Annotated in this window: 30 protein-coding genes and 1 riboswitch; of the genes, 10 read left to right on the forward strand and 20 right to left on the reverse strand. The window is 75.6% G+C overall.

Going from position 1 to position 25,941, the window contains the following annotated elements; translation table 11 throughout:
• Nucleotides 1–126: 126 nt before the first annotated feature.
• Nucleotides 127–555: a hypothetical protein gene (locus ACI79G_RS08860; RefSeq protein ID WP_091217402.1), complete on the forward strand. Its 429-nt coding sequence runs from the start codon at nucleotides 127–129 to the stop codon at nucleotides 553–555.
• Here ACI79G_RS08860 and ACI79G_RS08865 read toward each other — a convergent pair.
• From ACI79G_RS08865 to ACI79G_RS08875, 3 genes are read right to left on the reverse strand one after another with little or no spacing between them, the layout of a single operon-like run.
• Complete coding sequence (locus tag ACI79G_RS08865) at nucleotides 552–1,106, reverse strand: DUF4334 domain-containing protein (RefSeq protein WP_456880768.1); 555 nt, start codon at nucleotides 1,104–1,106, stop codon at nucleotides 552–554. The genes ACI79G_RS08860 and ACI79G_RS08865 overlap by 4 nt on opposite strands.
• Entirely contained in the window at nucleotides 1,103–1,978 is an 876-nt protein-coding gene (locus tag ACI79G_RS08870; protein WP_456880769.1) for a pentapeptide repeat-containing protein, read from the reverse strand. The genes ACI79G_RS08865 and ACI79G_RS08870 overlap by 4 nt, the downstream gene beginning before the upstream one ends.
• Before the next feature lie 14 nt (nucleotides 1,979–1,992).
• Entirely contained in the window at nucleotides 1,993–2,202 is a 210-nt protein-coding gene (locus tag ACI79G_RS08875; protein ID WP_091150821.1) for a DUF4177 domain-containing protein, read from the reverse strand.
• 143 nt (nucleotides 2,203–2,345) lie between these two features.
• On the opposite strand from ACI79G_RS08875, the gene ACI79G_RS08880 reads away from it, so the two are divergent.
• On the forward strand, nucleotides 2,346–3,527 hold the full coding sequence (locus ACI79G_RS08880) for a PP2C family protein-serine/threonine phosphatase (protein ID WP_456880770.1): 1,182 nt from the start codon (nucleotides 2,346–2,348) through the stop codon (nucleotides 3,525–3,527).
• Between the two features lie 34 nt (nucleotides 3,528–3,561).
• Nucleotides 3,562–3,945: a VOC family protein gene (locus tag ACI79G_RS08885; RefSeq protein ID WP_456880771.1), complete on the forward strand. Its 384-nt coding sequence runs from the start codon at nucleotides 3,562–3,564 to the stop codon at nucleotides 3,943–3,945.
• A gap of 1 nt (nucleotide 3,946) precedes the next feature.
• Here the strand turns inward: ACI79G_RS08885 and ACI79G_RS08890 are convergent, their stop codons facing one another.
• Nucleotides 3,947–4,333: a hypothetical protein gene (locus ACI79G_RS08890; RefSeq protein ID WP_091217387.1), complete on the reverse strand. Its 387-nt coding sequence runs from the start codon at nucleotides 4,331–4,333 to the stop codon at nucleotides 3,947–3,949.
• Nucleotides 4,334–4,391: 58 nt separating this feature from the next.
• Here ACI79G_RS08890 and ACI79G_RS08895 point away from each other — a divergent pair, with 58 nt between their 5' ends.
• Complete coding sequence (locus ACI79G_RS08895) at nucleotides 4,392–5,090, forward strand: DUF2784 domain-containing protein (protein ID WP_456880772.1); 699 nt, start codon at nucleotides 4,392–4,394, stop codon at nucleotides 5,088–5,090.
• Nucleotides 5,091–5,250: 160 nt separating this feature from the next.
• Here ACI79G_RS08895 and ACI79G_RS08900 read toward each other — a convergent pair whose 3' ends face one another.
• Nucleotides 5,251–5,745: a cupin domain-containing protein gene (locus tag ACI79G_RS08900; protein WP_456880773.1), complete on the reverse strand. Its 495-nt coding sequence runs from the start codon at nucleotides 5,743–5,745 to the stop codon at nucleotides 5,251–5,253.
• Between the two features lie 114 nt (nucleotides 5,746–5,859).
• Here ACI79G_RS08900 and ACI79G_RS08905 point away from each other — a divergent pair, with 114 nt between their 5' ends.
• Nucleotides 5,860–6,372, forward strand: coding sequence for a MarR family winged helix-turn-helix transcriptional regulator (locus ACI79G_RS08905; RefSeq protein ID WP_456880774.1), 513 nt, complete (start codon nucleotides 5,860–5,862; stop codon nucleotides 6,370–6,372).
• Nucleotides 6,373–6,470: 98 nt separating this feature from the next.
• Here the strand turns inward: ACI79G_RS08905 and ACI79G_RS08910 are convergent, their stop codons facing one another.
• The 3 genes from ACI79G_RS08910 to ACI79G_RS08920 all read right to left on the reverse strand — a co-directional run bounded on the left by ACI79G_RS08910 (nucleotide 6,471) and on the right by ACI79G_RS08920 (nucleotide 8,844).
• Entirely contained in the window at nucleotides 6,471–7,193 is a 723-nt protein-coding gene (locus tag ACI79G_RS08910; RefSeq protein ID WP_456880775.1) for a DUF72 domain-containing protein, read from the reverse strand.
• An 8-nt stretch (nucleotides 7,194–7,201) separates the two neighbouring features.
• Nucleotides 7,202–7,846, reverse strand: a complete 645-nt coding sequence (locus ACI79G_RS08915; RefSeq protein ID WP_456880776.1) for a class I SAM-dependent methyltransferase — start codon at nucleotides 7,844–7,846, stop codon at nucleotides 7,202–7,204.
• Between the two features lie 158 nt (nucleotides 7,847–8,004).
• Complete coding sequence (locus ACI79G_RS08920) at nucleotides 8,005–8,844, reverse strand: aggregation-promoting factor C-terminal-like domain-containing protein (RefSeq protein WP_456880777.1); 840 nt, start codon at nucleotides 8,842–8,844, stop codon at nucleotides 8,005–8,007.
• Between the two features lie 216 nt (nucleotides 8,845–9,060).
• Nucleotides 9,061–9,221, reverse strand: a riboswitch (cyclic di-AMP (ydaO/yuaA leader).
• 215 nt (nucleotides 9,222–9,436) lie between these two features.
• On the opposite strand from ACI79G_RS08920, the gene ACI79G_RS08925 reads away from it, so the two are divergent.
• A complete protein-coding gene (locus tag ACI79G_RS08925) occupies nucleotides 9,437–10,534 on the forward strand; it encodes an LLM class flavin-dependent oxidoreductase (RefSeq protein WP_456880778.1) in 1,098 nt (365 codons plus the stop codon).
• The gene (locus tag ACI79G_RS08930; protein WP_456880779.1) at nucleotides 10,531–11,151 is read left to right on the forward strand and encodes an FMN reductase; all 621 of its coding nucleotides are present in this window, start codon (nucleotides 10,531–10,533) and stop codon (nucleotides 11,149–11,151) included. Before ACI79G_RS08925 ends, ACI79G_RS08930 begins: the two co-directional genes overlap by 4 nt.
• 103 nt (nucleotides 11,152–11,254) lie before the next feature.
• Here ACI79G_RS08930 and ACI79G_RS08935 read toward each other — a convergent pair whose 3' ends face one another.
• From ACI79G_RS08935 to ACI79G_RS08950, 4 genes are all read right to left on the reverse strand, one after another.
• Nucleotides 11,255–11,536 (reverse strand): type II toxin-antitoxin system RelE family toxin, encoded by a 282-nt coding sequence (locus tag ACI79G_RS08935; RefSeq protein ID WP_456880780.1) that lies wholly within the window; start codon nucleotides 11,534–11,536, stop codon nucleotides 11,255–11,257.
• A complete protein-coding gene (locus tag ACI79G_RS08940) occupies nucleotides 11,533–11,799 on the reverse strand; it encodes a type II toxin-antitoxin system Phd/YefM family antitoxin (RefSeq protein WP_456880781.1) in 267 nt (88 codons plus the stop codon). The genes ACI79G_RS08935 and ACI79G_RS08940 overlap by 4 nt, the downstream gene beginning before the upstream one ends.
• Nucleotides 11,800–12,045: 246 nt before the next feature.
• Nucleotides 12,046–12,771: an AmiS/UreI family transporter gene (locus ACI79G_RS08945; RefSeq protein WP_456880782.1), complete on the reverse strand. Its 726-nt coding sequence runs from the start codon at nucleotides 12,769–12,771 to the stop codon at nucleotides 12,046–12,048.
• A 376-nt stretch (nucleotides 12,772–13,147) separates the two neighbouring features.
• Complete coding sequence (locus ACI79G_RS08950) at nucleotides 13,148–13,459, reverse strand: hypothetical protein (protein WP_456880783.1); 312 nt, start codon at nucleotides 13,457–13,459, stop codon at nucleotides 13,148–13,150.
• 134 nt (nucleotides 13,460–13,593) lie between these two features.
• On the opposite strand from ACI79G_RS08950, the gene ACI79G_RS08955 reads away from it, so the two are divergent.
• Nucleotides 13,594–13,761, forward strand: coding sequence for a hypothetical protein (locus ACI79G_RS08955; RefSeq protein ID WP_456880784.1), 168 nt, complete (start codon nucleotides 13,594–13,596; stop codon nucleotides 13,759–13,761).
• 56 nt (nucleotides 13,762–13,817) lie between these two features.
• Here the strand turns inward: ACI79G_RS08955 and fmdA are convergent, their stop codons facing one another.
• From fmdA to ACI79G_RS08990, 7 genes are all read right to left on the reverse strand, one after another.
• Nucleotides 13,818–15,071 carry a formamidase gene (gene fmdA, locus ACI79G_RS08960; protein ID WP_456880785.1) on the reverse strand — a complete coding sequence of 418 codons (1,254 nt, stop codon included), beginning with the start codon at nucleotides 15,069–15,071 and terminating at the stop codon, nucleotides 13,818–13,820.
• Between the two features lie 183 nt (nucleotides 15,072–15,254).
• On the reverse strand, nucleotides 15,255–15,533 hold the full coding sequence (locus ACI79G_RS08965) for an FmdB family zinc ribbon protein (RefSeq protein WP_456880786.1): 279 nt from the start codon (nucleotides 15,531–15,533) through the stop codon (nucleotides 15,255–15,257).
• Nucleotides 15,534–15,687: 154 nt separating this feature from the next.
• Nucleotides 15,688–17,262 carry a glutamate synthase-related protein gene (locus ACI79G_RS08970; RefSeq protein ID WP_456880787.1) on the reverse strand — a complete coding sequence of 525 codons (1,575 nt, stop codon included), beginning with the start codon at nucleotides 17,260–17,262 and terminating at the stop codon, nucleotides 15,688–15,690.
• Between the two features lie 295 nt (nucleotides 17,263–17,557).
• On the reverse strand, nucleotides 17,558–19,021 hold the full coding sequence (locus tag ACI79G_RS08975; protein WP_456880788.1) for a GntP family permease: 1,464 nt from the start codon (nucleotides 19,019–19,021) through the stop codon (nucleotides 17,558–17,560).
• A gap of 30 nt (nucleotides 19,022–19,051) precedes the next feature.
• On the reverse strand, nucleotides 19,052–20,599 hold the full coding sequence (locus tag ACI79G_RS08980; protein ID WP_456880789.1) for a gluconokinase: 1,548 nt from the start codon (nucleotides 20,597–20,599) through the stop codon (nucleotides 19,052–19,054).
• Nucleotides 20,600–20,645: 46 nt separating this feature from the next.
• Nucleotides 20,646–21,182, reverse strand: a complete 537-nt coding sequence (locus ACI79G_RS08985) for a hypothetical protein (protein ID WP_456880790.1) — start codon at nucleotides 21,180–21,182, stop codon at nucleotides 20,646–20,648.
• A gap of 327 nt (nucleotides 21,183–21,509) precedes the next feature.
• Entirely contained in the window at nucleotides 21,510–22,841 is a 1,332-nt protein-coding gene (locus ACI79G_RS08990; RefSeq protein ID WP_456880791.1) for an MFS transporter, read from the reverse strand.
• 153 nt (nucleotides 22,842–22,994) lie between these two features.
• On the opposite strand from ACI79G_RS08990, the gene ACI79G_RS08995 reads away from it, so the two are divergent.
• Nucleotides 22,995–23,627, forward strand: coding sequence for a TetR/AcrR family transcriptional regulator (locus ACI79G_RS08995; protein ID WP_456880792.1), 633 nt, complete (start codon nucleotides 22,995–22,997; stop codon nucleotides 23,625–23,627).
• 266 nt (nucleotides 23,628–23,893) lie between these two features.
• A complete protein-coding gene (locus ACI79G_RS09000; RefSeq protein WP_456880793.1) occupies nucleotides 23,894–24,295 on the forward strand; it encodes a cupin domain-containing protein in 402 nt (133 codons plus the stop codon).
• A 297-nt stretch (nucleotides 24,296–24,592) separates the two neighbouring features.
• Here ACI79G_RS09000 and ACI79G_RS09005 read toward each other — a convergent pair whose 3' ends face one another.
• Nucleotides 24,593–25,861 (reverse strand): GAF domain-containing protein, encoded by a 1,269-nt coding sequence (locus ACI79G_RS09005; protein ID WP_456880794.1) that lies wholly within the window; start codon nucleotides 25,859–25,861, stop codon nucleotides 24,593–24,595.
• Nucleotides 25,862–25,941 lie beyond the last annotated feature (80 nt).

Consider the following 25,941-nt stretch of genomic DNA (forward strand, 5'->3'; position numbering starts at 1 on the left):
GCCCCGCGGCCCCCCCCCCGCCCCCGGCCCCCGGGGCGCGCGGGCCCCCCCGCGCGCGCCCCGGGGGGGAGGGCGGGGGGGGCCCCGGCGGTTGCGGGGGCGGCCCGGGTCCCCGACGGTGGGCACGTGGACCCCTTCCGCGGCCTGGGCCTCCCCCGCATCCCGGGACTGTCCGAGCTGGTCGACGTCCTGCAGAAGCAGACCGAGGCGCTCGCGCAGCTGCCGCGGACGATCGCGGACCTCAACACCGCCGTCCGTGAGCTGATCACCGCCACGCGCGTGGCGACCGAGACCATCGCGTCCGCGCAGCGGACCGCCGAACGGCTCGAGGGCCTGGTCGAGGAGCTCGAGGAGCCGGTGCGGGCGCTGCGCCCCGGGCTCGAGCGCGTCGGCCGGGTGCTCGACGACCCGGCCATCGAGACCGTGCCGGACACGCTGCGCACCGTCGCCGACGACCTGCTGCCGCTGGTGCACGGGCTGCGGCAGGCCACCGACCGGGTCGGCTCGGTCGCCGGCTTCCTCCGCCGGCGCGGCCGCCCGGAGGACGACCTCTAGGCGGTCTCGCGGGCCCGTTCGAGCAGGAAGGCGAACGGGCCGGACAGGCCGCGCATGTCCATGAGCCCGAGCAGCAGGTCCGGGGTCACCCGGCGGAAGACGTCGACGACCGGCAGCCGGTCGTAGACCAGCGCCGCGGTGGGCACCCCGCGGTGCACCACCGTGCGCAGCCGGGCGGTGGGACGGCGGGTGGTCAGCAGCGGCCGGACGGCGCTGAACGCCAGCCGGGCCGGGGCGCTGCGGGCGAGGCCCGGTGCGCGGCGCAGCAGTCCCAGCGGCGCGGGCGCGGGATCGATCGGCCGTGGCCGGCCCGCCCGGTCGGGGAAGAGCAGCGGGTGCACGGTCTCGGCGTCGCGCACCTCCTTGCCCCACCAACGGTGCGCGAGGAGCAGACCGTCGAGCGGTGAGCCGGTGGGCAGCTCGGCGCCCCGCCAGCGGCCGGTCATCTCCTCGACCGCAACACCGGGCAGCCGGTCGGCGAGGGCCAGGACGTCGGCCGGCGCCGCCCCGCCGCGGTGCCGCTCGACCCAGCGCAGGGCGTCGGTGCTCACGGGTCCTCCCAGTGCGCCGGGTGCTCGAGCCCGGCCGGCAGCCGGGTCGCGGCGTCGCCGCGGGCGCCGGCCACCTGACGCCGGGTGAGGAACAGCGCGCCGGAGAGGTCGGCGCCGCGCACGTCCGCACCACGCAGGTCGGCGCCGAGCAGGTCGGTCAGGTACAGGTCGGCACCGCGCAGGTCCGCCCCGATCAGCAGGGCCCCGCGCAGGCTCACACCGCGCAGGTCCCCGCGCCGCAGGTCGGCCCCGACGAGGTCGGCGTTGCGCCGGTGGAGGACCCTCCGTCCCCCACCGCTCGCAGGCTCGCGGCGGGCCCCTGTGGAGGGCCGCTTGCGGGCGCCGGCCCGCGCCAGCTCGCTGACCGACAGCAGCAGCGCGCCGACCTCCGCCTGCAGAGCGCCGGCGTCGACGGCCGCGAGTTGGTCCGGGCCGGCCGCGGTGAGGCCGGCGGTGCGCTCGTGCGCGGCGGCCAGCTCCCGGTGCAGCGGCGCGGCGGCGTCGAGAGCGAGCGCCTCGGTGAGGTACCAGAGCAGCTCGTGCAGCAGCCGCTGGACGCCGAAGGCCGCGAACACCGCCGCCGCCTGCTCCGGGGAGTCCCGCCAGTGCGGGGCACCGCCGAAGGTCACCTGCACCGTCTGCTGCCCGGCGCCGAAGCAGTCGAAGACCGTGCAGCCGGGGAACCCGCGCTCGCGCAGCTGCGCGTGGATGCCGCAGCGGTCGTCGTCCCGCAGGTTCGGGCAGGCGTGCCCGGCCGGCTTGTCGATGGCGAAGTCGGCCGAGGCGGCGAACGCCGGGGCGACGCAGCACAGCCCGGCGCAGCGGCTGCAGTCCGCGCGCAACCGGGCGCGGGCCACGTCGGCGTCGGGCACGGGCGCTCCTCGGGTCAGGTCGTCGGGCGCTCCAGCGTCACCAGCACGCCCTCGACGCCGCCCGGGCCGATCCGGCCCTTGACCTCGACCGAGGTGATCGCCTTGAGCTGCCAGCCCTCGCGGGCGTGCTGGTTGAGCACCTTCTCCAGCTTGTCACCCGACATCTTCCCGCCGATGAGCCCCTCGCGGAGCTCGACCACCCGGTACTCGAAGCGCTGCGCCACGTCCCGTCCCCTCTCGTCGGCCGCCGTCCCCCGTCCCTGCCCCGGCGCGGCCCGGAGGATGCCTCCCGGGCCCGACCGGCCGTGCCCGTGCTCAGCGCATACCCTGCCTGCGACCCGACCCGCCGACGGACAGGACGAGCTCGGTGACCGAACCCCTGAGCTCGCTGCTGCGGGCCGCGCACCTGATGTCGCCGTCGAGGCTGGCGAGCACCGTCGCCGCCCACGCCCGGGCGCTGGGGGTGACCGAGACCGTCCTGTACCTGGCCGACTACGAGTCGGCCACCCTGCTGCCGCTGCCCGGCGACGGGGTCCCCGAGCGTCCGGAGGTGCCGGTCGAGGGCACGATGGCCGGCCGGTCGTTCCGCCGCGTCGAGGTGCTCACCAGCAGCACCGGACCGGCCGTCCGGATGTGGCTGCCGCTGCTCGACGGGGTGGAGCGCCTCGGCGTGGCGGAGCTGACGCTGCCGTCGGGCCCGGACGAGGAGTCCGGGGAGCGGCTCAAGGCCTTCGTGAGCCTGGTCGCCGAGCTGATCGTGACGAAGGACCAGTACAGCGACGTGTTCTCCCGGCTGCGGCGGCGCAGGACGATGAGCCTGGCGGCGGAGATGCAGTGGGAACTCCTCCCGCCGGTGACGTTCGGCACCGAGCGGGTGGTCATCACCGGGGGCCTGGAGCCGGCCTACGACGTCGGCGGTGACAGCTTCGACTACGCCGTCAACGGGGACACCGCCGACCTGCTGGTCATCGACTCGGTCGGGCACGGCCTGCCCGCCGCGGTGCTCGCCAGCGTGGCGATCAGCGCCTACCGGCACGCCCGCCGCAACGGGCTCGACCTGCCGGGGATCGCCGCCGAGATCGACGCCGCGATCGCCGGGCAGTTCCCCGGCAGCCAGTTCGCCACCGCGGTGCTCGCCCGCCTGGACATCGACACCGGCCGGCTGCGGTGGATCAACGCCGGGCACCCCGACCCGCTGATCCTGCGCGGCTCGTCGCTGGTGCAGCTGCCGCGGTGCGCGCCGACCCGGCCCCTGGGGCTGCAGGGGCACGAGCCGGTCTGCTGCGAGACCCGCCTGGAGCCCGGCGACCGGCTGCTGCTCTACACCGACGGGATCACCGAGGCCCGCTCGCCGGAGGGGGAGTTCTTCGGCGAGCAGCGGCTGGCCGACTTCGTCCTCTCGGCGTCCGCGGCTGGCTATCGGGCACCGGAGACGGTGCGGCGGCTGATGCGCAGCGTGCTGGCCCACCAGGCCGACCAGCTGCAGGACGACGCCAGCCTCGTCGTCCTGGAGTGGCTCACCGGGGAGGAGCAGGAGCTGGTGCCGTAGCGGGGCCGGTCCTCGGGCGGGGCAGGATGCCCGGGTGGACGTGCTGAGCAGCCGGGTGCTCCTCCGGCCGGTCGACCCCGCGCGGTCGCAGGCCTTCTACCGCGACGTGCTGGGGCTGGCGGTGTACCGCGAGTTCGGCCCGACCGAGCACCCCGGGGTGGTGTTCTTCCTGGGCAACGGTCTGCTCGAGGTCTCCGGGCCCGGCGACGAGCCGGCCCGGGGCCTGGCGCTGTGGGTGCAGGTGCGCGACGTCGCCGCCGAGGTGGGGCGACTGCGCGCCGCGGGGACGACGGTGCTGCGCGACCCGCGGACCGAGCCGTGGGGCCTGGTCGAGGCGTGGGTCGCCGACCCCGAGGGCGTGCGGATCGTGCTGGTCGAGGTACCGGCCGACCACCCGCTGCGGCGCGACCAGCGGTAGCTCAGGCGCGCGGCGTCGTCCCGTCGTCGGGGTCGCCGGGACGGCGGACCAGGTCGGCCACCGACTCCTCCAGCCGCGCCCAGGTCGCGCTCCACTCCACCAGCGGGTCGAGGATCCGCTCGAAGACGGCCAGCTGCTCGTCGAAGGCCTGCAGCTGGGCGGTCATCGCCGCGATCTGCTGCCGCTGGCTGCGCACCGCCCGGTCGATGGCGCGCAGCTGGGCCGCCGACAGCGCGCCGGGTGGCGAGGGCAGCCGCGGCAGCGAGAACGGCACCGCGCCGCGTGCTCGGTCGGTGAAGCTGCGCAGCTGGCCGACGAACTCCTCGACCGACCGGCTCACCCGGCTGCCCGACCCGCTCTCGCGGCCGCCCGCGTCGCTCTCGCTCATGCCCCCATCCTCCCGCCGGGAGGTCCCCGGCGCGCTCCCGGCGTGCCAGGCTGGGTGCGTGCTGTGGGCGCACCTGGTCGCGGTGGTGCACGCGCTGGCCGTCGTCCTCATGGTGACCGGCGCGCTGGTCGCCCTGCGCCACCCCCGGCTGCTGTGGGTGCACGCGCCGGTGGCCGCGGCGATCTTCGCGGTCAACCTGGCGGGGGCGCCGTGCCCGCTCACCGACCTGGAGCTGGCGCTGCGCGAGCGGGCCGGTGGCGAGCCGTACACCGGCGGGTTCCTCGGCCACTACGTCCTGGCACCGGTCGGGCTCGACGTCGCCAGCCCGGCCGTCCAGGCCGGCATCCACACCGTCGCGCTGGTGCCCAACGTGCTCGGCTACGGGCTGCTGGCCGCGCGCGCCACCCGCGGCCGGGTGCGGACGACGAGCGAGGGATGGACCCGGCGGACCCAGGTGCACACCCGAGGTGCCCGTGCGCGGCCCACCAGGGGACGCCCCTGCTGCGTTGGCGGATCGCTCCCCCACGTCCAGCGGACGCAGGTGGTCGGCCACCCAGCTCCCGGGGTGCAGCGGTCGGTGGCCGACCGGGCGGGCCATCGGCGCGAGCGCCCGGACCACCCGGTCGAGCGCGGGGCTCCACCACCCCGAACCCGTCGAGCACCGCCGCGGTGGGGAGCAGGTCGGTCGGCCCCTGCGGTCGACGTGGCCGACCCCGGTGTCGGCGAGGGACCACCCACCGGTCCCGTTCCCTGCTGAGCCGCCCCGCGAGGTCGCGGACGGTCCTGCCCGGGCGCGCGTGCCTCCGCCGCGTACGCCAGCACGCCGGAGAGATCGACCAGCGCGTTGCCGTACGCCAGGGCCTGCAGCACGGGCCGCATCCGGGCGCTGGCACCGTCCGCGGCGGGGAGCCGAACCCTCATCCGAGCCATCGGACGCCATGCCGGGTGGAGGCCTCGGTGTAGGCGGCGGCGTCGAGCTCTCCTGCACCGGCGGCCCGGGCCAGGAAGCGGAAGAGCCCCTCGAGGCCGGCTGGGGTGGTCATGTTCAGCAGGCGCCCGGCTCGGGGCACCACGCGCCGATGGGCGTGGGGGATGCCGCGGGGCAGGAACACGAGATCGCCGGGGCCGAGCCGGAACGTCCGGTCCCCGCAGTCGAACTCGTGCTCTCCGTCGAGGACGTAGTACACCTCGTCCTCGTGCTGGTGGACGTGCCGGGCGACGTCGGTCAGGGGCGGGACCTCCTCGAACACCGTGAAGGCACCCGCCGTGCTCTCGGCGGAGGCCCGCACCACGAGGGTGGCGTCCCCGAAGGCGAGACGCTCCCCCTCGTCGCTGCGGACGGCGAACGGGGCGGGGCGAGAGGCGGGTCGCGACCCCGGGCTCACCGGACGCGTGGCGATCGGCTCTGGCATCGGGTCCTCCTGCATCCAGGGGCGGCGGTGGTGACGTCGCCGGCAACGAAGCCATCAGGCAGCCTGATATACAGACTGCCTTAATAAGTGTCGGGACCTCCTGGAGGGATGTCAATGCCACGTCGCCTGCGCGAGCCGGAGACCAACACCACCTACCTCGTGGAGCGAGCCGCCGCCCGCTTGGAGGCCCGCATCACGGCGGGCGTCGCCGCAGCCGGCCACCCCATCCGCGTGGCGCACTCGGCGGTGTTCGTGAACATCGACCGCGACGGCACCCGGCTCACCCAGCTGGCCGAACGGGCGCTGATGACGCCGCAGGCGATGGGCGAGCTGGTCGACCACCTGGCGGCCCACGGCTACCTGGAGCGCGTCCCGGACCCGAGCGACCGGCGCGCCAAGCTCATCGTCCTCACCGACCTCGGCCAGGACGCCCTGCAGGCCGCGTTCGACACGATCACCGGGATCGAGGCCGAGCTCGAGGAACTCCTCGGCCGCGACGGGCTCCTGCACCTCCGCGGCGCGCTGCGCGAGATCGCCGACCTGCCACCGCCCGCGCCGCCTCGACCCGCGCCCGGCCGCGCCACCCCCGGGACGCCGCCCCCTCCCACGGGCACATCGCCGGCCTGACCCGCGGAGCACTCCCCGGGGACCGCCGTCAGCAACGCGACCCCGACCGTCCGGGTCGGCGACCCGAGCGGCGCGCCGGACGGGCACCTCGGCAGGACTCAGGTCTGGACGAGGGCCCGCAGCGCCTCCGCGTTGCGGACCGCGTGCCCGTGCCCGTCGTTGTTGAAGTAGGCGTAGACGTCGCGGCCGCCGCGCGCCCACTCGCCGATCCGGTCGGCCCACCAGCGCAGGTCGGCGTCGGGGTAGGAGCCGGCGTAGAGGTGGGCGTCGTCCGGGCCGTGCAGGCGCACGTAGACGAACGGCGCGGTCGCCCGCAGCACGCACGGCAGGCCGGCGCCGCTCATCACGCAGTACGCCGCGCCGTGCCGCTCGAGCAGGGCGTACACCGCCTCGTCGTGCCAGCTGGGGTGGCGGAACTCCACCGCGACCCGCACCCACTCCGGCAGCAGGGCGAGGAAGAAGTCGAGCCGGGCGTCGTCCCGGGCCTGGGTGGGCGGCAGCTGCACCAGCAGGACGGCGCGCTTGTCCCCCAGCTCGTGCCAGCACGCGGTGAGCCGGCCGACCCACGTCTCGGGGGCGTACAGCCGCTTGGCGTGGGTCAGCCCGCGCGGGGCCTTGACCGAGAGCTGGAAGCCCGGGGGCAGCCGCCGGCGCCAGGAGGCGAAGGTCGCCGTGCGCGGCCAGCGGTAGAAGCTGGCGTTCAGCTCGACGGTGCCGAAGCGCCGGACGTAGTGCGCCAGCCGGTCCCGCGGCGGGGTGCCCGGCGGGTAGAGGACGCCGTCCCAGTGGTCGTAGCTCCAGCCCGACGTCCCGACGTGCACGGTCCCGCTCAGGGCAGCCGCCAGACCGTCGTGCGGCGCAGCCCGGGCCCCTCGGTCTCCGCGATCTCGTAGACCGCCACACCTTCGAGCCGGTCGTGCGGCAGGTAGGGCCGGCCGGGGTCGCCGACGTAGACCTCGCAGCCGCCAGCGCGGGCCCGGTCGAGGAAGGGCAGCACCCGCTCGGTCATCTCCCGGTCGTAGCAGACGTCGCCGGCCAGGACGACGTCGATGCCGACCGGGTCGCGGCCGAGGACGTCGCCGGTGACGCTGATCCCACCGACGCCGTTGAGGCCGGCGTTGACGCCGACCGCCGTGCGGCTGAACGGGTCGACGTCGCTGGCCAGCACCGACCGGGCGCCGGCGAGGCGCGCGGCGAGCGCCACCAGCCCGCTGCCGGAGCCGAGGTCGAGGACGGCCCGCCCGGCCACCACCGACGGGGTGTCGAGCACGTACCGGGCCAGGGCCTGCCCGCCGGGCCAGGCGGCGGCCCAGAACGGCGGGGTCTCCCCCGCCCCGCCGTCCGCCGCCTCCATCGCCTCCCACAGCGCGACGACGTCGTCGGCGACGTGCAGCCGGACCTCCGGCACCGAGGAGGGCCGCCGCACCTGGGTGTGGGCGCGGACGAAGGCGGACGGGACGGAGCGGACGGTCACACCTCGCAGTCCACCACGGCCCGGGAACGGCCGAGGGCCGCCCCCGCAGTGCGGGGACGGCCCTCGGTGCTGCTGACCTCCGGCCCGGGGGGCAGGAGGCGGCCCCGTCTCGGGTCCCGCCCCGAGCCTGCGAGGGGTGGGGAGGACGGGGTCCTCGCTCAGTACCAGCCGGTGGACTGCGAGTGCGCCCAGGCGCCGCAGGGGCTGCCGTAGCGGCTCTCGATGTAGATCAGGCCCGCGTCGATCTGGCGGTAGCCGTCCGACGTCTTGGCGATGCCGGTGCTGGCCCAGGTCGAGTTGAGGAACTGCGGGATGCCGTAGGCGGTGCTGGTGGGGTTCTGCGCGTTGGGGTTCCAGCCGCTCTCCTTGCCCCACAGCTTCTCCAGGCAGCTGAACTGCTCGGCGCTGCCGACCTTGCTCATCGCGTAGTCCTTGAAGGAGCCACGCGCCGCGGACGACGAGCTGCTGGCGGCGGGCGCCGGAGCCGCAGCCTTCTTCGCGGCGGCGTCGCGCTCCGCGGCCTCACGGGCGGCGGCCTCGGCGGCGGCCTTCTCGGCGGCCGCGCGCTCCGCGGCCTCGCGAGCGGCCTGCTCGGCGGCGGCCTTCTCGGCGGCCTGGCGGTCCAGCTCGGCCTGCTCGGCGGCGGCCTGGACCTGCGCGGCCTGCGCCTCCGCGACCTGACGCTCGCTGCGGGAGGCGGCGAGGTCCTGCAGCGGGGCCAGCTCGGTGGCGGCCGGGGCGGCGAGCGGCTGCTGCGCCGACTCCTCGGTGATGCCGAGCTGCTCGGCGACGCTCATCGAGGCCGTCACCGTCTCGGCCTCGGCCTCGGCGGCCGGCTGCGCGCCGATGACGGTGTTGACGACGATCGCACCGGCGGCAGCGGTGGCCAGCAGGATCGCCGGGCGGCGGCCGCGGGTGGGCAGCCGCAGGCGACGGCGGGCGCCCCGGTTGACGGGGGCGTCGGGGGCCGGGACGGCCGGGAACTGCTTGGTGTCCATCAGGTGGGGGTGCTCCGTGGCGAGAGGGCGCGCGGGAGGGTCCTCAGGGCAGAGGACAGCCCGGTGCGGCGCGGTCTACGGGGACGCCGGCGGACGAGGGGTGCCGGCGGGCGCGGTCAGGTACCGGGTCAGCAGGCCGGGGAAGAGGCGCGGAGTGCGCGTGGCCGGGTGGGCCGGCGTGCCGCGAGGGCCCGTGGGCGGGGCATGCGGGTGCTCCGTTCTTCCGTGAGCCGCCTACCGAGTTAGCTGACGGGTTCGGGCGGGAAGCAGCCCTACCGGCCCGCGCGGCGTGCACGCGGGCGGGATTCACCCCAGTACTGCGGTGGGTCCCCGGCTCGCGCCCGCTGGTGGCGGACACGACTCGGCGGCGTCCGGTCAGGCTCCCCGAGCGGGGACGAGACGACCGACCGGACGTCAGCCACCGTAGGCGGCGTTACCGTCCCGTGACAATGTCGGGAACCACATCGGAAACGTGAGTGACGTCGCACTCCGGCGTCCGCCCTCCCTCCGAGGGGGCAGGACGAGGGGAATACCGCAGGCCGCGGTACGTTGCACGGGCCGGTAGTTGCACTCTCAACCAACGGAGACCGACATGCAGTTCGGCGTCTTCTCGGTCAGCGACATCACGACCGATCCCACCAACGGCCGCACGCCCAGCGAGGCTGAGCGGATCCAGGCGATCGTCACCATCGCGAAGAAGGCCGAGGAGGTCGGGCTCGACGTCTTCGCCCTGGGCGAGCACCACAACCCGCCGTTCTTCTCCTCCTCGCCGACGACGACGCTGGCCTACATCGCCGCGCAGACCACCACGCTGCAGCTGTCGACGGCGACCACGCTGATCACCACCAACGACCCGGTGAAGATCGCCGAGGACTACGCGATGCTGCAGCACCTGGCCGGCGGCCGGGTCGACCTGATGATGGGCCGCGGCAACACCGGCCCGGTCTACCCCTGGTTCGGGCAGGACATCCGCAACGGCCTGCCGCTGGCGGTGGAGAACTACGCGCTGCTGCGCCGGTTGTGGGACGAGGAGGTCGTCGACTGGCAGGGGCAGTTCCGCACGCCGCTGCAGGGCTTCACCTCGACCCCGCGGCCGCTGGACGGCGTCCCGCCGTTCGTGTGGCACGGCTCGATCCGCTCACCGCAGATCGCCGAGCAGGCCGCCTACTACGGCGACGGCTTCTTCCACAACCACATCTTCTGGCCGAAGGAGCACACCGCCCGGATGGTCGAGTTCTACCGCCGCCGCTTCGAGCACCACGGCCACGGCAGCGCCGACCAGGCGATCGTCGGGCTGGGCGGGCAGGTGTTCATGCGGAGGAACAGCCAGGACGCGCTCGCTGAGTTCCGGCCGTACTTCGACGACGCGCCGGTCTACGGCCACGGCCCCTCGCTGGAGGACTTCTCCCGCGAGACGCCGCTGACCGTCGGCTCGCCGCAGCAGGTCATCGAGCGGACCCTCGGCTTCCGCGAGTACGTCGGTGACTACCAGCGGCAGCTGTTCCTCATCGACCACGCCGGCCTGCCGCTGAAGACGGTGCTGGAGCAGCTGGACATGCTGGGCGAGGAGGTCGTCCCGGTGCTGCGCCGCGAGTTCGCCGCGCTCAAGCCGGCGCACGTGCCGGACGCGCCGACCCACGCCTCCCGCGTGGCGGCCCGGCAGGCGTCCCTCGAGGAGGTCTCCGCATGACCACCCGCACCCTGGCCGTCGTGAGCGCCGGGCTGTCGACGCCGTCGTCGACCCGGCTGCTGGCCGACCGGCTGACCGCCGCGACCGTCGCCGCCCTGCGCCAGCGGGGGGACGACGCGACGGTGGAGGTCGTCGAGCTCCGTACCCACGCGCGCGACCTGGCCGACGACCTGGTCACCGGGTTCGCCAACGAGTCGCTGCGCGCGGCGATCGACACGGTCACCGGCGCCGACGGGCTGATCGCGGTGACGCCGGTGTTCTCGGCCTCCTACAGCGGGCTGTTCAAGACGTTCTTCGACGTCCTGGACAAGGACTCCCTCACCGGGACGCCGGTGCTGCTGGGCGCCACCGCCGGCACCGCCCGGCACTCGCTGGTGATCGAGCACGCGATGCGGCCGCTGTTCGCCTACCTGCGCGCGATCCCCGCACCGACCGGCGTCTTCGCCGCGCCGGAGGACTGGGCCGGCGCCGGTGGGGTGGACGCCGAGCTGGCCCGGCGGATCGACCGGGCGGCCGACGAGCTGGGCGACCTGGTCGCCGGCCGGCCGGCCGCCGAGCGGCCGGTCGACCCGTTCGCCGACGTCCCCTCCTTCGAGGAGCTGCTCCGCGGGCACTGAGCCCCGCACTCCCCCGCGCCCACGGCGCCGGGGCCACCTGCCGGGCGTGGTGGGTGGCCCCGGCGCCGTGTTCCGTCGAGGGACGTCGCTTCGGACCCGTCAGTCAGCCGGAGCGGTGGACGTCGCGACGGTGGTCGATCCTGAGGACGACCACCTCGCGCGGCTCGTCGAGGACCCGGTAGAGCACGCGGTAGGTCCCACGTCGCGCCGACCACACCCCGGCCAGATCACCGCGCAGCGGCTTGCCGACCCTGCACGGCCCCCCGACCAACGCGGTGGTCAGGAAGTCGATCACCGCGACGGCCACCGGTCCCGGCAGCTGCTCGGCCAACGCCCGCCGCGCCGGAGGCGTCAGGCCCAGCTCGTACGACTGTCCCCCGGTCACTGCCGCAGCCGGCGGACTGCCTCCACACCGCGCGTCACGTCGCCTCGGGCATAGGCGGCATCCGCCTCCCGGATGTCCGCCAGGGCCTCCGGGTCATGGAGGACCGACAGCGTCTCCTCGAGCGCCTCCAAGTCCGCGGGACTGATGAGCACGGCCGCGGCACGCCCGTTCCGGGTGATCACCACGCGCTCGTGCTGGTGCTCGACCCGGTCGATGACCTCGGACAGGTGATCGCGCACCGCGCGGAGCGACTCCGTCGTCATGGCCACGATCGTGGCGCTCTCCGCTCCGCGCCGTCCACCGCCGGGACGAGCCGAGTCCCTCGTGCGTGACCCGCAACAGGACCGAGGTGACGGGAGCCGGCCGGCCGCCGAGCGGCCGGCCGACCCGCTCGCCGACGTCTCCTCCTTCGAGGAGCTGCTCCGCGGGCAGCGGCTCCTGACCCCTGTCGGCCCCCTGCAGGGTCCCGCCGCGAGCGTGCCAGTGGCGGGGGCCAGGGGGGGCCTCCTTCAGCCGCTGGTCTGCCTCCCCGAGCCGGCTCCGTGGCCGGCGTCGGTGGTCCGCCGGGCCGCCGGCACGCCCTGGGACGCGGCCGACGTGCCCTCCGGGACCGGCCCCGACGGCGGCCCGGCCGGCTCCAGGTGCCCGCGCAGTGGCGGGTACAGGAGGACCAGGCTGGCGGCGCAGACGACGGCGAGCACGATCGCCGAGATCCCGATGTAGTCGTCCCACACCCCGGTGAGCAGCATGAAGGCCGGGACCGCCGCGGTCAGGATGCCCGCGACGAGCGCGATGGCCCCGGTGTACCGGGCCAGGTCGTCGCGCTTGAGCCCCAGGACCAGGTAGAACAGCGCCCACAGCACGGCCCAGTACAGCCAGATCACGCCGAACGCCGAGTCCGTGGGTTGGACGTACCAGAAGTTGAGGCCGGAGAAGACGAGGGCACACACCGCGACGAACGCGGAGAACCAGCCGAGCCCCGTGCCGTCGAGGCCGGCCAGCAGGTTGATCCCGACGTACAGGTACGTGAACCCGAACAGGTAGAGACCCGAGGCGTTCAGGGTGATCGCCGCGTCACCCCCCGCGGTGAAGATGAGGTAGGTCGGCGTCACGACCTGCAGCGCGCCGACGAAGAGGTTGAGCGGAGCGGCGCCGCGGGCCTCCACCAACCCCAGCAGCATGAGCCCGTTCACGGCGAGCACGGCTCCGACGTAGAGCAGTCCGACGCTTCCCATGTGCGTTCATCTCCTCGCGTCCGCACCTGTGGGTGGAAGTCCCCCGTGGGAGTCGGCGGAAGGGCCGGTCGGGTCGGCGTCGGCTGGTTCCCGACGGGCCCCGCCGGACTACGCGCGCGGCCGGGACCGGCGAGGGAGGCAGGTGTGCGGGCGCGACGTCGGGCTGCGGTGCCGCGGGGCGGCCGCGGGGGCACCGGTGGTCATCGTCGACCTCCCAGCCGGTCGAGCGCCGGGCCGGGAGGCACGACGTCGCCGGCGTGCGTGTGCGGGACGACGATCATGCCGGACCGGCGCACCCGTCAACGACCCGTCGGACGGCGCACGTCCGCACCGCGCGCCGTCACCGACGGGGTCAGCGCCACCGCGCACCGCTGCCTCAGCTGCGGTGGTGCGGCTCCCGCCCCGCGGCGTCCGCGCCGCCCTCGTCCAGGGCGGTGTCGATCAGGGCGGTGTCGATCAGGGCGGTGTCGATCAGGGCGGTGTCGACCAGGGCGGTGTCGATCAGGGCGGCCAGCCCGGCGAGGCTGCGGTGCCGTCCTCCCGACCGGCGCAGCACGACGGGCTCCTCGTCGCCGCCGTCGTTCGCGGCCAGTTCGGCGGTGAGCTCGTGCGCCGTCCGCAGTGCGGTCGTGCCGAAGCGGTTGACGGCCTCGTGCTGCGGGATGCGAGGTGGCGCGTCGTCGTCCACGCGCCCAGTGTCGGCCCACCCGGGTGCGGCCGGCCATCCGGCGACGGCGTGGGACGACCGCGCCCTGGGTACCTCGCGCCCCGGCGGCCCCCGACCGGACGGGGGCCGCACGAGTGCACCGAGGAGAGCGGTCCGTGGAGAGCCGGATCGAGGTCAGCTGGACCTGCCGCCCCTGCGAGGTGGGCGGGCAGGACGCCGAGGAGGACACGACCGAGGGGCCGGCGTGCTGGAACTGCGGCGGCCCCGTCGTGGTGACCGCCCGACCCACCGTCCGGACCACGAGCGGCCCGGACACTCGCTAGGGCGCCCGGGCCGTTCTCCCGTCAGGCCGTGTCGCGGGCGGCGACCAGGAGCACGGTCACGAGGTGACCGCGCACTGCCCCCTGTCCGCCCGGACCGGACCCGCCGCCGACGGCCGGATGTCGAAGTCGAAGATCGCCGTCGGCAGGTACAGCGAGCAGCAGGCGTTCGGGATGTCGACCACCCCGCTCACCCGGCCCTCGATCGGTGCCGACCCCAGCAGCAGGTAGGCCTGCTCGCCCGAGTACCCGAACTTCTCCAGGTACCGGACGGCGTTCAGGCAGGCCCGCTTGTAGGCCAGCGTGGCGTCGAGGTACTGGTTCGTGTCCGTGTCGTGGTCGACCGAGATCCCGATGAACGTGAGGAACTCCGAGTACCGCGGCTCGACGTTGCCGGGCATGAACACCGGGTTGGTGGTCACGCCGTAGGTCTCCATGCCGCCCTTGATCAGGTCGATGTGGAAGTCGATGAAGCCGCCCATCTCGATGGCGCCGCAGAAGGTGATCTCGCCGTCCCCCTGGCTGAAGTGCAGGTCGCCGCCGGAGAGCTTGGCGTCCCGCACGTGCACCGGGTAGAAGACCCGCGAGCCGCGGGAGAAGTTCTTGATGTCGTGGTTGCCGCCGTTCTCGCGGGCCGGGACGGTGCGCGCGCCGTCCCGGGCGATGCCGTCGAGGACGTCGCCGGTGGCCGTCCCGCCCAGGGTCTGGTCCTCGAGCGGGAGCAGGGCGAGGGCCGGGACCCGGTCGGGATCGGTGTCGGCCAGCGCCTTCTCCCGGCGGTTCCACCGGGCGAGCAGGTCGGCCGACGGCGCCGTCCCGAACAGCCCGGGGTGGGTGAGGCCGGTGTACCGCACGCCCGGGATGTGCCGGGAGGTGCACTGCTGGCCCTGGAAGTCCCAGATCGCCTTGTAGGCGTCCGGGAAGTAGTCGGTGAGGAAACCGCCGCCGTTGGCCTTGGCGAAGATGCCGGTGTACCCCCAGCCCTGGCCGGGGGCGTCGCCGTACTCCTGCGGTGCCTGCACCGGCCCGAGGTCGAGGATGTCGACGACGAGCAGGTCGCCGGGCTCGGCGCCCTCCACCCCGATGGGCCCGCTGAGCATGTGCGCCCGGTTCAGGTCGACGTCCCGGACGTCGTTGGCCGAGTCGTTGTTGCCGATCTGGCCGTCGGTCCACTCCCGGCACTCCACCCGGATGTTCTGCCCCGGGCGGACCATCGTGGCGACCGGGACGTCCGGGTGCCACCGGTTGTGTCCGGGTACGGCCTGGTCGCGCATCGACTTGGCCTGGTCCACCGTGAAGACCACATCTGGCATGTCGCCACTCTCCGATCTGTGTCGTGCTGGGTTCAGCCCGCGGTCGACGGGCCGTGCGGTGCCGGTCGCGCTCGGCAGGAGCCGCCGTCGTCCGGGCGGCGGGCCGGTGCACGACCGGTCCGCCGGTCGTCCCGGTCGCCACCACGCCCTCCCCGGCCGGGGCGGACAGCCGGTCCGGACCGGTCAGGGACGGGGCAGGGCGCTCCACCGCGGGTCGCGGGCGACGGGCCGGACGGTCGCGGGCGGCACGGCGGTGGTCACCGCGGGGGCGTCCGCGCTGGCCTCCTCGCGCAGGCGGGCGGACGCCACCGCGGTGGGGGTCCGGCTCAGCAGCGGCGGGGTGTACTGGCGGCGGCCGGCGGCTCCGCAGGACGGGCAGGTGCTCGTCGGCTCGGCGGTGCCGATCGGCCGGTGCACCTCCCAGGTGCCGCACGCCCCGCACCGGTACAGGTAGCTGGCCATCAGCGGCTCCAGACCTCGGACGGCTGGGCTCAGGCAGGGACCGTAGTCACCCCGCCGATCGGGTCGACGGCCCTCCGACACCGGGGACGAGGTCGATCCCGTCGTCCCGCGCGTCCCTACTCCCGGCCCCTCCGGCGTGACCGTCGGTCGGAGGTCAGCCGACGGCGTCGGCGGAGGCCGGGGCCGCGCCGCCCTGCGGGGCCTCGGCCGTCATGATCCGGGCGATCTCGGCGCGGTCGGCGGCCGAGGGCAGCCCCCACCCGGGCTCGTAGCCGTAGACCTCCCCCAGCGGCGTGGAGGCCGTGCGTCCGGTGAGCACCTCGACGGAGGAGGCGTCGATGAGCCCGGGGTGCTCGACACCGCAGGCCTCGGCGACCTTGACCAGGTCGCGGCGCAGCGTCCCGATGTAGTTCGCCGCCCGCACGGACTTCAGCCGCGGGTCCAGGCCGTGCGCCAGCCAGGGGTTCTGCGTGGCGACCCCGGTCGGGCAGGTGTCGGTGTGGCACTTCTGCGCCTGGATGCACCCGATCGCGAGCATCGCCTCACGGCCGACGTTGACCATGTCGCAGCCGAGCGCGAACGCCACGATCGCGTTGTCGGGCAGGCCGAGCTTGCCGGCGCCGATGAAGGTGACCTGCTCGTGCAGCCCCGCGCGGGCGAACACCGAGTGGACCCGGGCGAAGCCGAGCTGGAACGGCAGGGACACCGAGTCGGTGAAGATGAGCGGCGCGGCTCCGGTGCCGCCCTCGCCGCCGTCCACCGTCACGAAGTCCACCCCGCGGCCGGTGGTCGCCATCAGGTCGGTGAGCTCGTGCCAGAAGGTCATGTCGCCGACGGCGGACTTGATGCCGACCGGCAGCCCGGTCTCGGCGGCGAGCAGCTCCACCCAGTCGAGCAGGCTGTCGGGATCGGAGAACTCCGCGTGCCGTGACGGGCTGATGCAGTCCACCCCCTCCGGCACGCCGCGCGCGGCTGCGATCTCCGCCGACACCTTCGCAGCCGGCAGGACGCCGCCCAGGCTCGGTTTGGCGCCCTGGCTGAGCTTGACCTCCAGGGCGCACACCGGCGCGGAGGCGACGAGGTCCTTGAGCCGTTGCAGGTCGAAGCGGCCCTGCTCGTCCCGGCAGCCGAAGTACGCGGTGCCGATCTGGAACACCAGCTCACCGCCGTGCCGGTGGTGCACCGAGAGCCCGCCCTCGCCGGTGTTCTGCAGGCAGCCGGCCAGCGCCGCCCCGCGGTTGAGCGCCTCGATCGCCGCGCCGGACAGCGAGCCGAAGCTCATGGCCGAGATGTTCACGACCGAGGCCGGCCGGAACGCCCGCGCCCGCCCGCGTGCGCCGCCGAGCACCTTGGCGCTGGGCAGCGTGACGTCGTGGCCCGCGTGCACGGAGGTGGGCGGCACGGCCCGGCCGAACGTGCGGTGGTTGATGACCGGGTAGCCGGCGGTGAACTCCAGGTCGTTGTCGGTCCCGAAGCCGAAGTAGTTGTTCTCGTGCTTCGCCGACGCGTAGACCCAGCGCCGCTGGTCGCGGGTGAACGGGCGCTCCTCGTTGTTGCCCGCCACGAGGTACTGGCGCAGCTCCGGGCCGACCGACTCCAGCAGGTAGCGCGCGTGGCCGATCACCGGGAAGTTGCGCAGCAGGGTGTGCTCGCGCTGCAGCAGGTCGCGGGCGGCGACCGCGGCGAGACCGGCCAGGCCGGCTCCGGCGAGACGGAGGGTGCGTCCCATCGCGCCACGATGCCACCGCGGGCCCGGTCGCGGCGGGTCTGCCGACGCCGCGGGGTCCTCCTCGACGTTCTCCCCGCACGTCCACGCTCCTCCGCGGGTCTCCGGGACCGCCACGTCCCCCGGGGAGGGGGCGGTCACCCCGCGGGGGTCGGGTCGGGCCCGTGGACGGGGCCGCCCGCGGTGCACCCAGGGCGGCGCCTGGGGCCCGGCACTGCCTCCACCCCTGCCCACAGTGCGGGGCAGGGGTGGAGGACGCCGGGACCCGTCCTGGCTCTCTCGCGACGGGAGGGCCGGCTCACAGGAACAGGCTCAGCACCAGCGCGATGAGGAAACCGATGGTGCCCAGCAGGGTCTCCATGACCGTCCAGGTCTTCAGCGTCGTCTTCTCGTCCATCCGGAAGAAACGGCTGACCAGCCAGAAGCCGGAGTCGTTGACGTGCGACAGCACCGTCGCCCCACCGGCGATCGCGATGACGATGAGCGCCAGGTCGACCTGCGAGAGCCCCTCGGTCGCCTCGACCACCGGCGCCATCAGCCCGGCCGCGGTGGTCAGCGCGACCGTCGCCGACCCCTGCGCCACCCGCAGCAGCACCGAGATGACGAACGCCGCCACGATGACCGGCAGCCCGATGTCGCCGAGGACGTCGGCCAGCGCCTGGCCGATGCCGCTGGCCCGCAGCACGCCGCCGAACATGCCGCCGGCGCCGGTGATCAGGATGATCGCGCACACCGGTCCCAGGGCGCTGTTGACGATCGACTCGACCTGGTCGCCGCTCTCCCCGCGACGCACGCCGAGCACCACCATCGCCACGAGCACGGTGATGAGCAGGGCCACCGGGGTGGCGCCGAGCAGCTGACCGGCGCGCACGGTGAACGAGTCCTCGGCCACCGCCCCCGCGCTGGCCAGCGTGCTCAGCCCGGTGTTGAGGAAGATGAGCACCAGCGGCAGCAGCAGGATGCCGACGACCGTGCCGAAGCGCGGCGGCGCCGGCCGAGTCGCGGTCTCCGTGGCCCGCCCGCCGGTCGACGCGATGCCCGGCGAGGTGCCCTCCACCGAGGGGTCGGGGTCGTCGTCGGCCGTCCGCACGGCGGCGTCGTCGAGGATGTGCGGCACCGCGACGTCGTAGCGGCGGCCGGCCCACAGACCGAACAGGTAGCCGCCGAGGTACCAGGTGGGCAGACCGACGACCAGGCCGAACACCAGCACCAGGCCGATGTCGGCGCCGACCAGCTCGGCGGCCGCGACCGGCCCCGGGTGCGGCGGCACGAAGGCGTGCATCACCGCGAAGGCACCGGCGGTGGGCAGCCCGTAGGTCAGCAGCGACCCGCCCAGCCGGCGGGCGACCGTGAAGACGATCGGCAGGAAGACGACCAGCCCGGCGTCGAAGAAGATGGGGAAGCCGAACAGCAGCGCGGCCACACCGAGGGCCAGCGGCGCCCGCTTCTCCCCGAACCGGCCGATCAGGCTGTCGGCGAGCACCTGCGCGCCACCGCTGTGCTCGAGCAGCCGGCCGAGCATCGCGCCCAGCCCGACCAGCAGCGCGACGCTGGCCAGCGTCGTGCCGAAGCCGCCGGTCAGCGTGGTGACGACGTCCTCGAGCGGGATCCGGGTGGCCAGCGCGGTGAGCAGGCTGACCAGCACCAGCGCGAGGAACGCGTGCAGCTTGAGCTTCATGATCAGGAACAGCAGGACGCCGACCGCGGCGGCCGCGATGAGCAGCAGCGGGCCGGCGCCCAGCGCCGGTTCGACCTCGGGCACGGGGTCCTCCTCGTGGGGATCGGGCGGCGGTCAGACGGGCCGGGGCGGGGTGGCGAGTGCGTCCAGCGCGGTCAGGACGTCGGTCAGCGCGTCGGTGGAGCGCTCCACCAGCGGCCGCAGCTCGCGGTAGACCGCGACCTCGGCCGGGTCCGGCTCGACCGGGTCGTGCACGGTCACCAGCGCGGTCGCGGCGTCGAGGTCGGGCAGCGCGCCGAGCGCGTGCAGCCCGAGCAGGCAGGCGCCCAGGGCGGTGCCCTCCGGCGAGTCGGCGACCCGCACCGGCAGGTCGAGGGCGGCGGCGAGCGTGCGCACCCACAGCGACGAGGCCACCGCTCCCCCCGTGGCACGCACCTCGCGCACCGGGGCGTCGGTCGCGGAGAACGCGTCGCGCACCAGCGCCAGCTGCTGGCAGACGCCCTCCACCGCGGCCCGGACCAGGTGCGGCCGGCGGTGCTCCCGGCGCAGCCCCAGGTAGGCCCCCCGCAGGCCCGAGCGCCACCACGGCGCCCGCTCGCCGAGCAGGTAGGGCAGGCACAGCAGCCCGGCGCTCCCGGCGGGGACCCCCGCCGCCTCCTCGAGCAGGCGGGCGTCGAGCTCGTCGGCCTCCTCGCCCTGCGGCTCGGGCTCACCGGGCTCGACGGCCAGCGCGTGGGATGCCCAGCGCACCACCGACCCGCCGTTGTTCACCGCTCCCCCGAGCACCCAGTGCTCGTCGGTGAGGGCGTAGCAGAACAGCCGGCGGCCGGGGTCCACCCGGGGCGTGGGGACGACGACCCGCATCGCGCCGCTGGTGCCCAGCGAGACCGCGGCGACGTCCGGGCGCACCGCGCCCACGCCGAGGTTGGCCAGCACCCCGTCCGAGGCCCCGACGACGACCGGGGTGTCGGCGGGCAGACCGGCCGCGGCGGCCACGTCGGCGCGCAGGGCGGGCAGCACCGCCGTCGTGGGCAGCACCTCGCCGAGCTGGTCGGCCCGCACGCCGGCGATGCTCAAGGCCTCGTCGTCCCACCGGCCGGCGCGGATGTCGTACATCCCGGTCGCCGAGGCGCACGAGCGGTCGACCACCTGCGGGCCGCCGCACAGCGCCGCGAGGACGAGTTCCTTGACCCCGCCCCAGCGCGGTGTCGCGCCCACCCGGTCGCCGTCCTGCGCCCGCTCCCAGGACAGCTTCACCAGCGGCGACATCGCGTGCACCGGCGTGCCGGTCCGGGCGTGCAGGGCGGGGGCGCGCCCGTCGGCGTGCAGCGCCCGCGCCCACTCGGCGGCCCGGGCGTCGGCCCAGGTGACCAGCGGCCCCAGCGGGGCGCCGTCGGCGTCCATCGGCACCACCCCGTGCATGGCGGCCGACAGCGCGATCCCGGCGACCCTGTCGCCGCGCTCGCGGGCGTGCCCGGCGATGGCCGTGAGCGCCTCGATCGCGGCCTGCTGCAGCCGGCCGGCGTCGAGCTCGGCGCGGCCGGGGCCCGGCACCAGCAGCGGGTAGCCGACGCTCACCAGGTCGCGGACGCGGGCGTCGGCACCCGCGGTCACCGCCTTCGTCGCCGTCGTCCCCGAGTCGAGCCCGACGACGACGTCCACGCGCACCTCCCGCTGGGGTCTGGCGGTCGGGCCCGACGCTAGCGGCTCACCCGGCCAGCGGCGCGCGGGCGGGTTGCTCCTCCCCTGCCAGGGCCTGCAGCACCTCGTCCAGCCGCGCGGTCAGCCGGCGGACCTCGGCGTGCGCCTGCGCCAGCTCCTCCTCCGCGGCCGCCCGGGCCTCCTCGGCCTCCGCCCGCATGCGCTCGCAGTCGGCGACGGCGCCGTCGCGGACCTCGCGGGCCCGCCGCAGCAGCGCGTCGGCCTCGGCCCGCGCGACCCCGCGGATCCGGTCGGCGTCCGCGGCGCCGGCCTCGGTCAGCCGGGCGGCCTCGTCGGCGGCCAGCCGCAGGATCTCCCCGACCCGCTCGGAGGTGCGCACCTGCTCGCGACCGGCCGGGGAGCAGGCCAGCAGCCGGCGGGAGATCTCCAGCTCCGCGGAGCAGGCGCCGTAGCGCGTCAGCAGGTCGTCGTTGGCCCGCCGGACGGCGAGCAGCTCGGTCTCGGCCCAGGCGACGTAGTTGTCGACCTGCAGCCGGTCGTAGCCGCGCAGCGCGGCCCGGAAGGCCGGCCGCGGTTCGAGCAAGGCGTCGAGCTGCCTCGAGGATGTGGGGTCCGTCCCGGGGGACGGCGGTCCAGCAGACCCGGACCCGCCGCCGGCCGGGACCCCGTTGCGTCGGAACACCGCGCCTCCCTGCGTCCCCGTTGCTGCCGAGGGCCGGACGCTGCCAGACCGCGGGGACCGGGTGAGCGGCCGCGCGCCTGGCGAGGAGGCGCGACGGTGGTGTCCGCCATCTGCGTGCCGGACCGGCCACGGGGTGTGGTGGAGGACCCCGTCCTCCTCACCGCTCGCAGGCTCGCGGCGAGCCTCTGGACGGGGCCGACGGGGTCGTGCGGGGCCCGGTGGCCTCGTTCAGCGGTAGGCCGAGCGCCCCCGCAGCCGGGCGCCGACGGCGGCGACCAGCGGCGCCAGGACGACGCCGTCGCGGGCCAGCCGCGCGCGCAGCTGCCGCCGGTGCCGGACGACGCCGACGAGGCCGATCGCCCAGAACACGTACTGGACGGCGAACGCGGCGCGGAAGGCGTCCAGCGAGTAGTCGGTCGAGCCGCCGGGGGTGAGCAGGTCGAGCACCGCGCCCACGGCCAGGACGGTGAGCAGCGAGGCGACGAAGCCGCCGACGTTGACCACGCCGCTGGCACTGCCCTGCCGCTCGGCGGGGTTCCAGGTGCGGGCGAAGTCGAAGCCGATCATCGAGCCGGGGCCGTTGGTGCCCAGGACGACCACCAGCAGCACCAGGAGCGGCAGCGGCGCGCGACCGGGCCACAGCAGCACGACGGTCCACATCGCGGCGGTCGCGGCCAGGATGCCGAACACCAACGACGAGCGGCGCAGCGGCCAGCGGCCGCACAGCCGGCCGAACAGGGGCCCGACGATGATGCCCACGACCACGAGCAGGGTGAGCAGCCCGGCGGCGGTCGCCGGGCTCAGGCCCTGGCCGAGCACCAGGAACGGGTAGCCCCACAGCAACGCGAAGACGGTGCCGGAGAACTGGGTGACCAGGTGCGTGTAGAGGCCGATGCGGGTTCCCGGCTCCCGCCAGGTCAGCGCCAGGCTGCGCCGCACCTCGGCGAGCCCGGCCGGAGCGGCCACGGCGGTGCCGGGCGGCGCGTCGCGCAGCGCCACGACCACGAGGACGGCGACGAGCACGCTCACCGCCGCCGCGCCGAGGAAGGTGCTCTCCCAGGACGTCGAGTGCAGCAGCGCGACCAGCGGGTAGGCCGCGACGATCTGCCCGAACTGGCCGAGGATGCCGGTGAGCTGGGTGATCAGCGGGATGGTCCGGCCGGGGAACCAGAACCCGACCACCCGCAGCACGCTGACGAAGGTCATGGCGTCGCCGGCGCCGACGAGCACCCGCGCCGCGATCGCCGTCGGCACGTCGCCGGCCACCGCCAGGGTCGCCTGACCGGCGGCCATGGTGAGCGCGCCGGCCAGGATCAGCCGGCGCGAGCCGAAGCGGTCCAGGGCCACCCCCACCGGCACCTGCATCGCGGCGTAGACGACCAGCTGCAGCACGAGGAACAGCGAGACGGCCGAGGCGCCGGCGGAGAACCGCTCCTGGGCCTCCACCCCGGCCACGCCGAGGGATGCCCGGTGGAAGACCGCGACGGTGTACGCGGCCAGCGCGACGAGCCACACGCCGTAGGCACGGGCGGTCGGTCGGGAGGCGGTCGGCGTCGTCACCCCAGGGACGACGCCTCGAGCATCGCCGTCTCTTCCCGGTCCGCCCGGTGAGGTCTGTCACCGTGCCGGTGTGCCCGGTCGGGACACGCCGCACGCCGGACACCGGACGTCGGCGCGGGGCCCGCACCGGCCAGGGCCGATACAGTCCCGCGCGTGGGGGGTCTCGTCGAGCTCGGCGACGACCCGACCGTGGACGACGCCCAGCGCCGCGGCCGGATCCTCGGTGCCCTGGCCACCTGCATGGCCGAGAAGGGCTACCGCGCCACGACCGTCGCCGACATCGCGCGGGTGGCCCGGGTGTCGAAGACCGTGCTGTACGCGCACTTCCGCGACAAGGAGGACTGCCTCCTCGAGCTGGTCTCCCGAGCCACGGACAAGGTCCTCGACGAGCTGCGCCGGACCCAGCGGGAGGGCGCCGCGGCGGGGCTGCCGTGGCGCGACCGGCTGCACGCCACCGTCTCGGCGCTGCTCTCCGCCCTCGCCTCCGGCCCGGAGGCCGCCTGGGCGGTGCTCGTGGAGGTGCAGGCCGCCGGCCGCAGCGGGCTGGCGCTGCGCCGCGACGTCCTCGACCGCTACGTGACCCTGCTGTGCGAGACCGCCGACGACCTGGTCGCCCGCTTCCCCGACGAGGTCCGCCCGGTCGGACCGGACCTGGTGCTCGCCGCGGTCGGCGGCATCCACGAGCTCATGCTCGCCCGGGTCGAGCGCGGCCAGGCCGCCCGGCTCACCGAGGACGCCGACGTCGCCGCGGCCGTCCTGGTCGGCCTGTTCGAACGCCGCGGCTGAGGGAGGACCCGGCCTCCCTGCAGGGTCCCGCCGCGAGCCTGCGGGCGGCGGGGGGTCCTCCTCCCACGCCTCGTGAGAGGACCCCGGCCTCCCCGTCCTCCGCGAGCTCGGGGTGGGACCGGGCCGGCCGGCGGACAGGTGGAGGGCGGCCGGTCGGGGAGGCAGGCATGACCGGCGCGGACGGAGGGCAGGAGGGACGTCGTCCGCCGGGCCCGTCCGGGCCGCGGCTGCACCGACCCGTGCCCGACCGACGAGAGGAGCCCTCGATGGCGTCCGTCATCCACTACACCATCGCGACCGAGGCGGAGAAGTACGACGACTTCCGCCGCGTGCTGTGGACCGGCAAGAACACCCAGCTGGTCATCATGACCATCCCGCCGGGCGGTGAGATCGGCGAGGAGGTGCACGAGGACATCGACCAGATCCTCACCTTCGTCAGCGGTACCGGCGAGGCGCGGATCTCGGGCAGCAAGAAGCAGGTGGCGCAGGGCGACCTCGTCGTCGTCCCCGCCGGCACGAAGCACAACTTCGTCAACACCGGCCCGAACCCGCTGGTCCTCTACACCGTCTACGGCCCGCCGGAGCACGCCGACGGCGCGGTGCACCGCACCAAGGAGGAGGCCGACGCGGCCGAGGAGTCCGGCGAGGACGAGCCGCCGACCGAGTGAGCGCCGGGGTGGGGGGTGCGCCGGCCCCCACCCCGTCCGGCCCCACCGCCTGGACGGGGGTCGTACGCCCCCCGTCCAGGCTCCGCGGCGCTGTGGGCCCGCGCCCACCTGCCCGAGGCGCCCGACGCGCCGGCCCGGCCCCCTGCAGGATCCCGCCGCGAGCCCCGAGGGCCTCGCAGGGACGAGGACCCCGTCCCCCTCACCGCTCGCAGGCTCGCGGCGAGCCTATGGACGGGGCCTGGCACGAGCCTGCGAGTGGCGGGCACGGGGGTCCTCGGAGGGGGTAGGGGTCCTCCTTCAGCCGCGCCGCAGCCGCTCCACCAGCGGCGCGGTCGACGCCGGGAGCAGCCGGGCGGCCGGCGTGGGCAGCCGGACCTCGACGGCGACGTCCTCGTCGACCCGGTAGGGCTGGGTCAGCAGCACCGAGCCCAGCGTGCGGCGCAGCCGGGAGACCTCGGCGCGCACGGTGACCGTCCGGGTCGAGTCGCCGAAGAGGTCCGCGGCGAGCGCGGCGGCCGAACGTCCCGCCGGGTGCCGGGCGAGGGCGAGCAGGATCTCCGCGTGCCGCAGGCTCAGCCCGGCCGTCCAGCTGCCGCTGGCCCCGGTCACCTGCACCTGCGGGCGGGGGCCGGCGAGGTCGAGCACCAGCCCCGCCGGCCGGTCGTCGTCCGCCGGGCCGGACGGGCGCAGCAGCCAGCCGCCGGGCAGCGGCTCGACGGTGCACCGGCCCAGCGCCGGCACCCACACCGGCCCGGCGTGCACCTCCTCGGGCAGCGCCACCCGGTCGGGGGCGGCCAGGCCGGTCGCGGCGGCGGTGCAGCCGTCGACGCCCACCACCAGCGCCGGGCCGGTCAGGCGGGCGAGGATCGGCGCGGCCAGCGTCCGCAGTCGCTCGACGTGCCGGGTGTGGGCCTGCCGGAGCTCCTGCCCGGCCAGCGCGGCGACGGCGTCGACGAGGGCGATCGTGCTCGGGTGCACCGTCGAGGCGGGGCCGGAGAGGTCGACCACCCCGAGCACCCGGCCGGTGACCGGGTCGCGCAGCGGGGCGGCGGCGCAGGTCCAGGGCTGGTGGCCCTCGGCGTAGTGCTCGGCGGCGTGCACCTGCAGCGGGGCGCGGACCACCACGCTGGTGCCGATGGCGTTGGTGCCGACGACGTCCTCGTCCCAGCAGGAGCCCTCGACGAACCCCAGGCGGTCGGCCCGCCGGCGCACCTCGGCGCCGCCCTCCCGCCAGAGCACCCGGCACCCGGCGTCCACGACGACCAGCACCTGCCCGGCGTCGCGGGCGACCGGCAGCAGGCGCTCGCGCAGCAGCGGCAGCAGGGGGGCCAGCCCGCTCTCCGCGCGGCGGCGCTCCAGCGCGGCGCCGTCCAGCGGGACGACGTCCGGGGTGCGCGAGGGGTCCAGCCCGCTGCCGCGCAGCCGGCGCCACGACGCGCCGATCACCGGACGGGGCGCGGCGGGCGGGGTGCCCCCGGACAGGGCCGCGGCGCGCACGCGCGCGAGCAGCCGGGTGTGCACCCGCGGGTCGGCCCCGGGCGGCAGGGCGCTCTGGACGGCGGTCATCGGCAGCTCCTCCACTGTGACCTGCACCACGACCATATGTCGTGCAACCCCCTGCAACGGCTGCCGCCCGTCCCGATGGG

It is taken from the genome of Geodermatophilus sp. SYSU D00779, from assembly GCF_054050595.1.

Excerpts from the sequence above, each read along its gene's own strand:
- ACI79G_RS08890 (WP_091217387.1), bottom strand. The coding sequence starts at position 4,333 with ATGAGCGAGAGCGACGCGGGCGGCCGCGAGAGCGGGTCGGGCAGCCGG.
- ACI79G_RS08900 (WP_456880773.1), bottom strand. The coding sequence starts at position 5,745 with ATGCCAGAGCCGATCGCCACGCGTCCGGTGAGCCCGGGGTCGCGACCC.
- ACI79G_RS08905 (WP_456880774.1), top strand. The coding sequence starts at position 5,860 with ATGCCACGTCGCCTGCGCGAGCCGGAGACCAACACCACCTACCTCGTG.
- ACI79G_RS08920 (WP_456880777.1), bottom strand. The coding sequence starts at position 8,844 with ATGGACACCAAGCAGTTCCCGGCCGTCCCGGCCCCCGACGCCCCCGTC.
- ACI79G_RS08925 (WP_456880778.1), top strand. The coding sequence starts at position 9,437 with ATGCAGTTCGGCGTCTTCTCGGTCAGCGACATCACGACCGATCCCACC.
- ACI79G_RS08930 (WP_456880779.1), top strand. The coding sequence starts at position 10,531 with ATGACCACCCGCACCCTGGCCGTCGTGAGCGCCGGGCTGTCGACGCCG.
- ACI79G_RS08940 (WP_456880781.1), bottom strand. The coding sequence starts at position 11,799 with ATGACGACGGAGTCGCTCCGCGCGGTGCGCGATCACCTGTCCGAGGTC.
- ACI79G_RS08945 (WP_456880782.1), bottom strand. The coding sequence starts at position 12,771 with ATGGGAAGCGTCGGACTGCTCTACGTCGGAGCCGTGCTCGCCGTGAAC.
- fmdA (WP_456880785.1), bottom strand. The coding sequence starts at position 15,071 with ATGCCAGATGTGGTCTTCACGGTGGACCAGGCCAAGTCGATGCGCGAC.
- ACI79G_RS08965 (WP_456880786.1), bottom strand. The coding sequence starts at position 15,533 with ATGGCCAGCTACCTGTACCGGTGCGGGGCGTGCGGCACCTGGGAGGTG.
- ACI79G_RS08970 (WP_456880787.1), bottom strand. The coding sequence starts at position 17,262 with ATGGGACGCACCCTCCGTCTCGCCGGAGCCGGCCTGGCCGGTCTCGCC.
- ACI79G_RS09000 (WP_456880793.1), top strand. The coding sequence starts at position 23,894 with ATGGCGTCCGTCATCCACTACACCATCGCGACCGAGGCGGAGAAGTAC.
- ACI79G_RS09005 (WP_456880794.1), bottom strand. The coding sequence starts at position 25,861 with ATGACCGCCGTCCAGAGCGCCCTGCCGCCCGGGGCCGACCCGCGGGTG.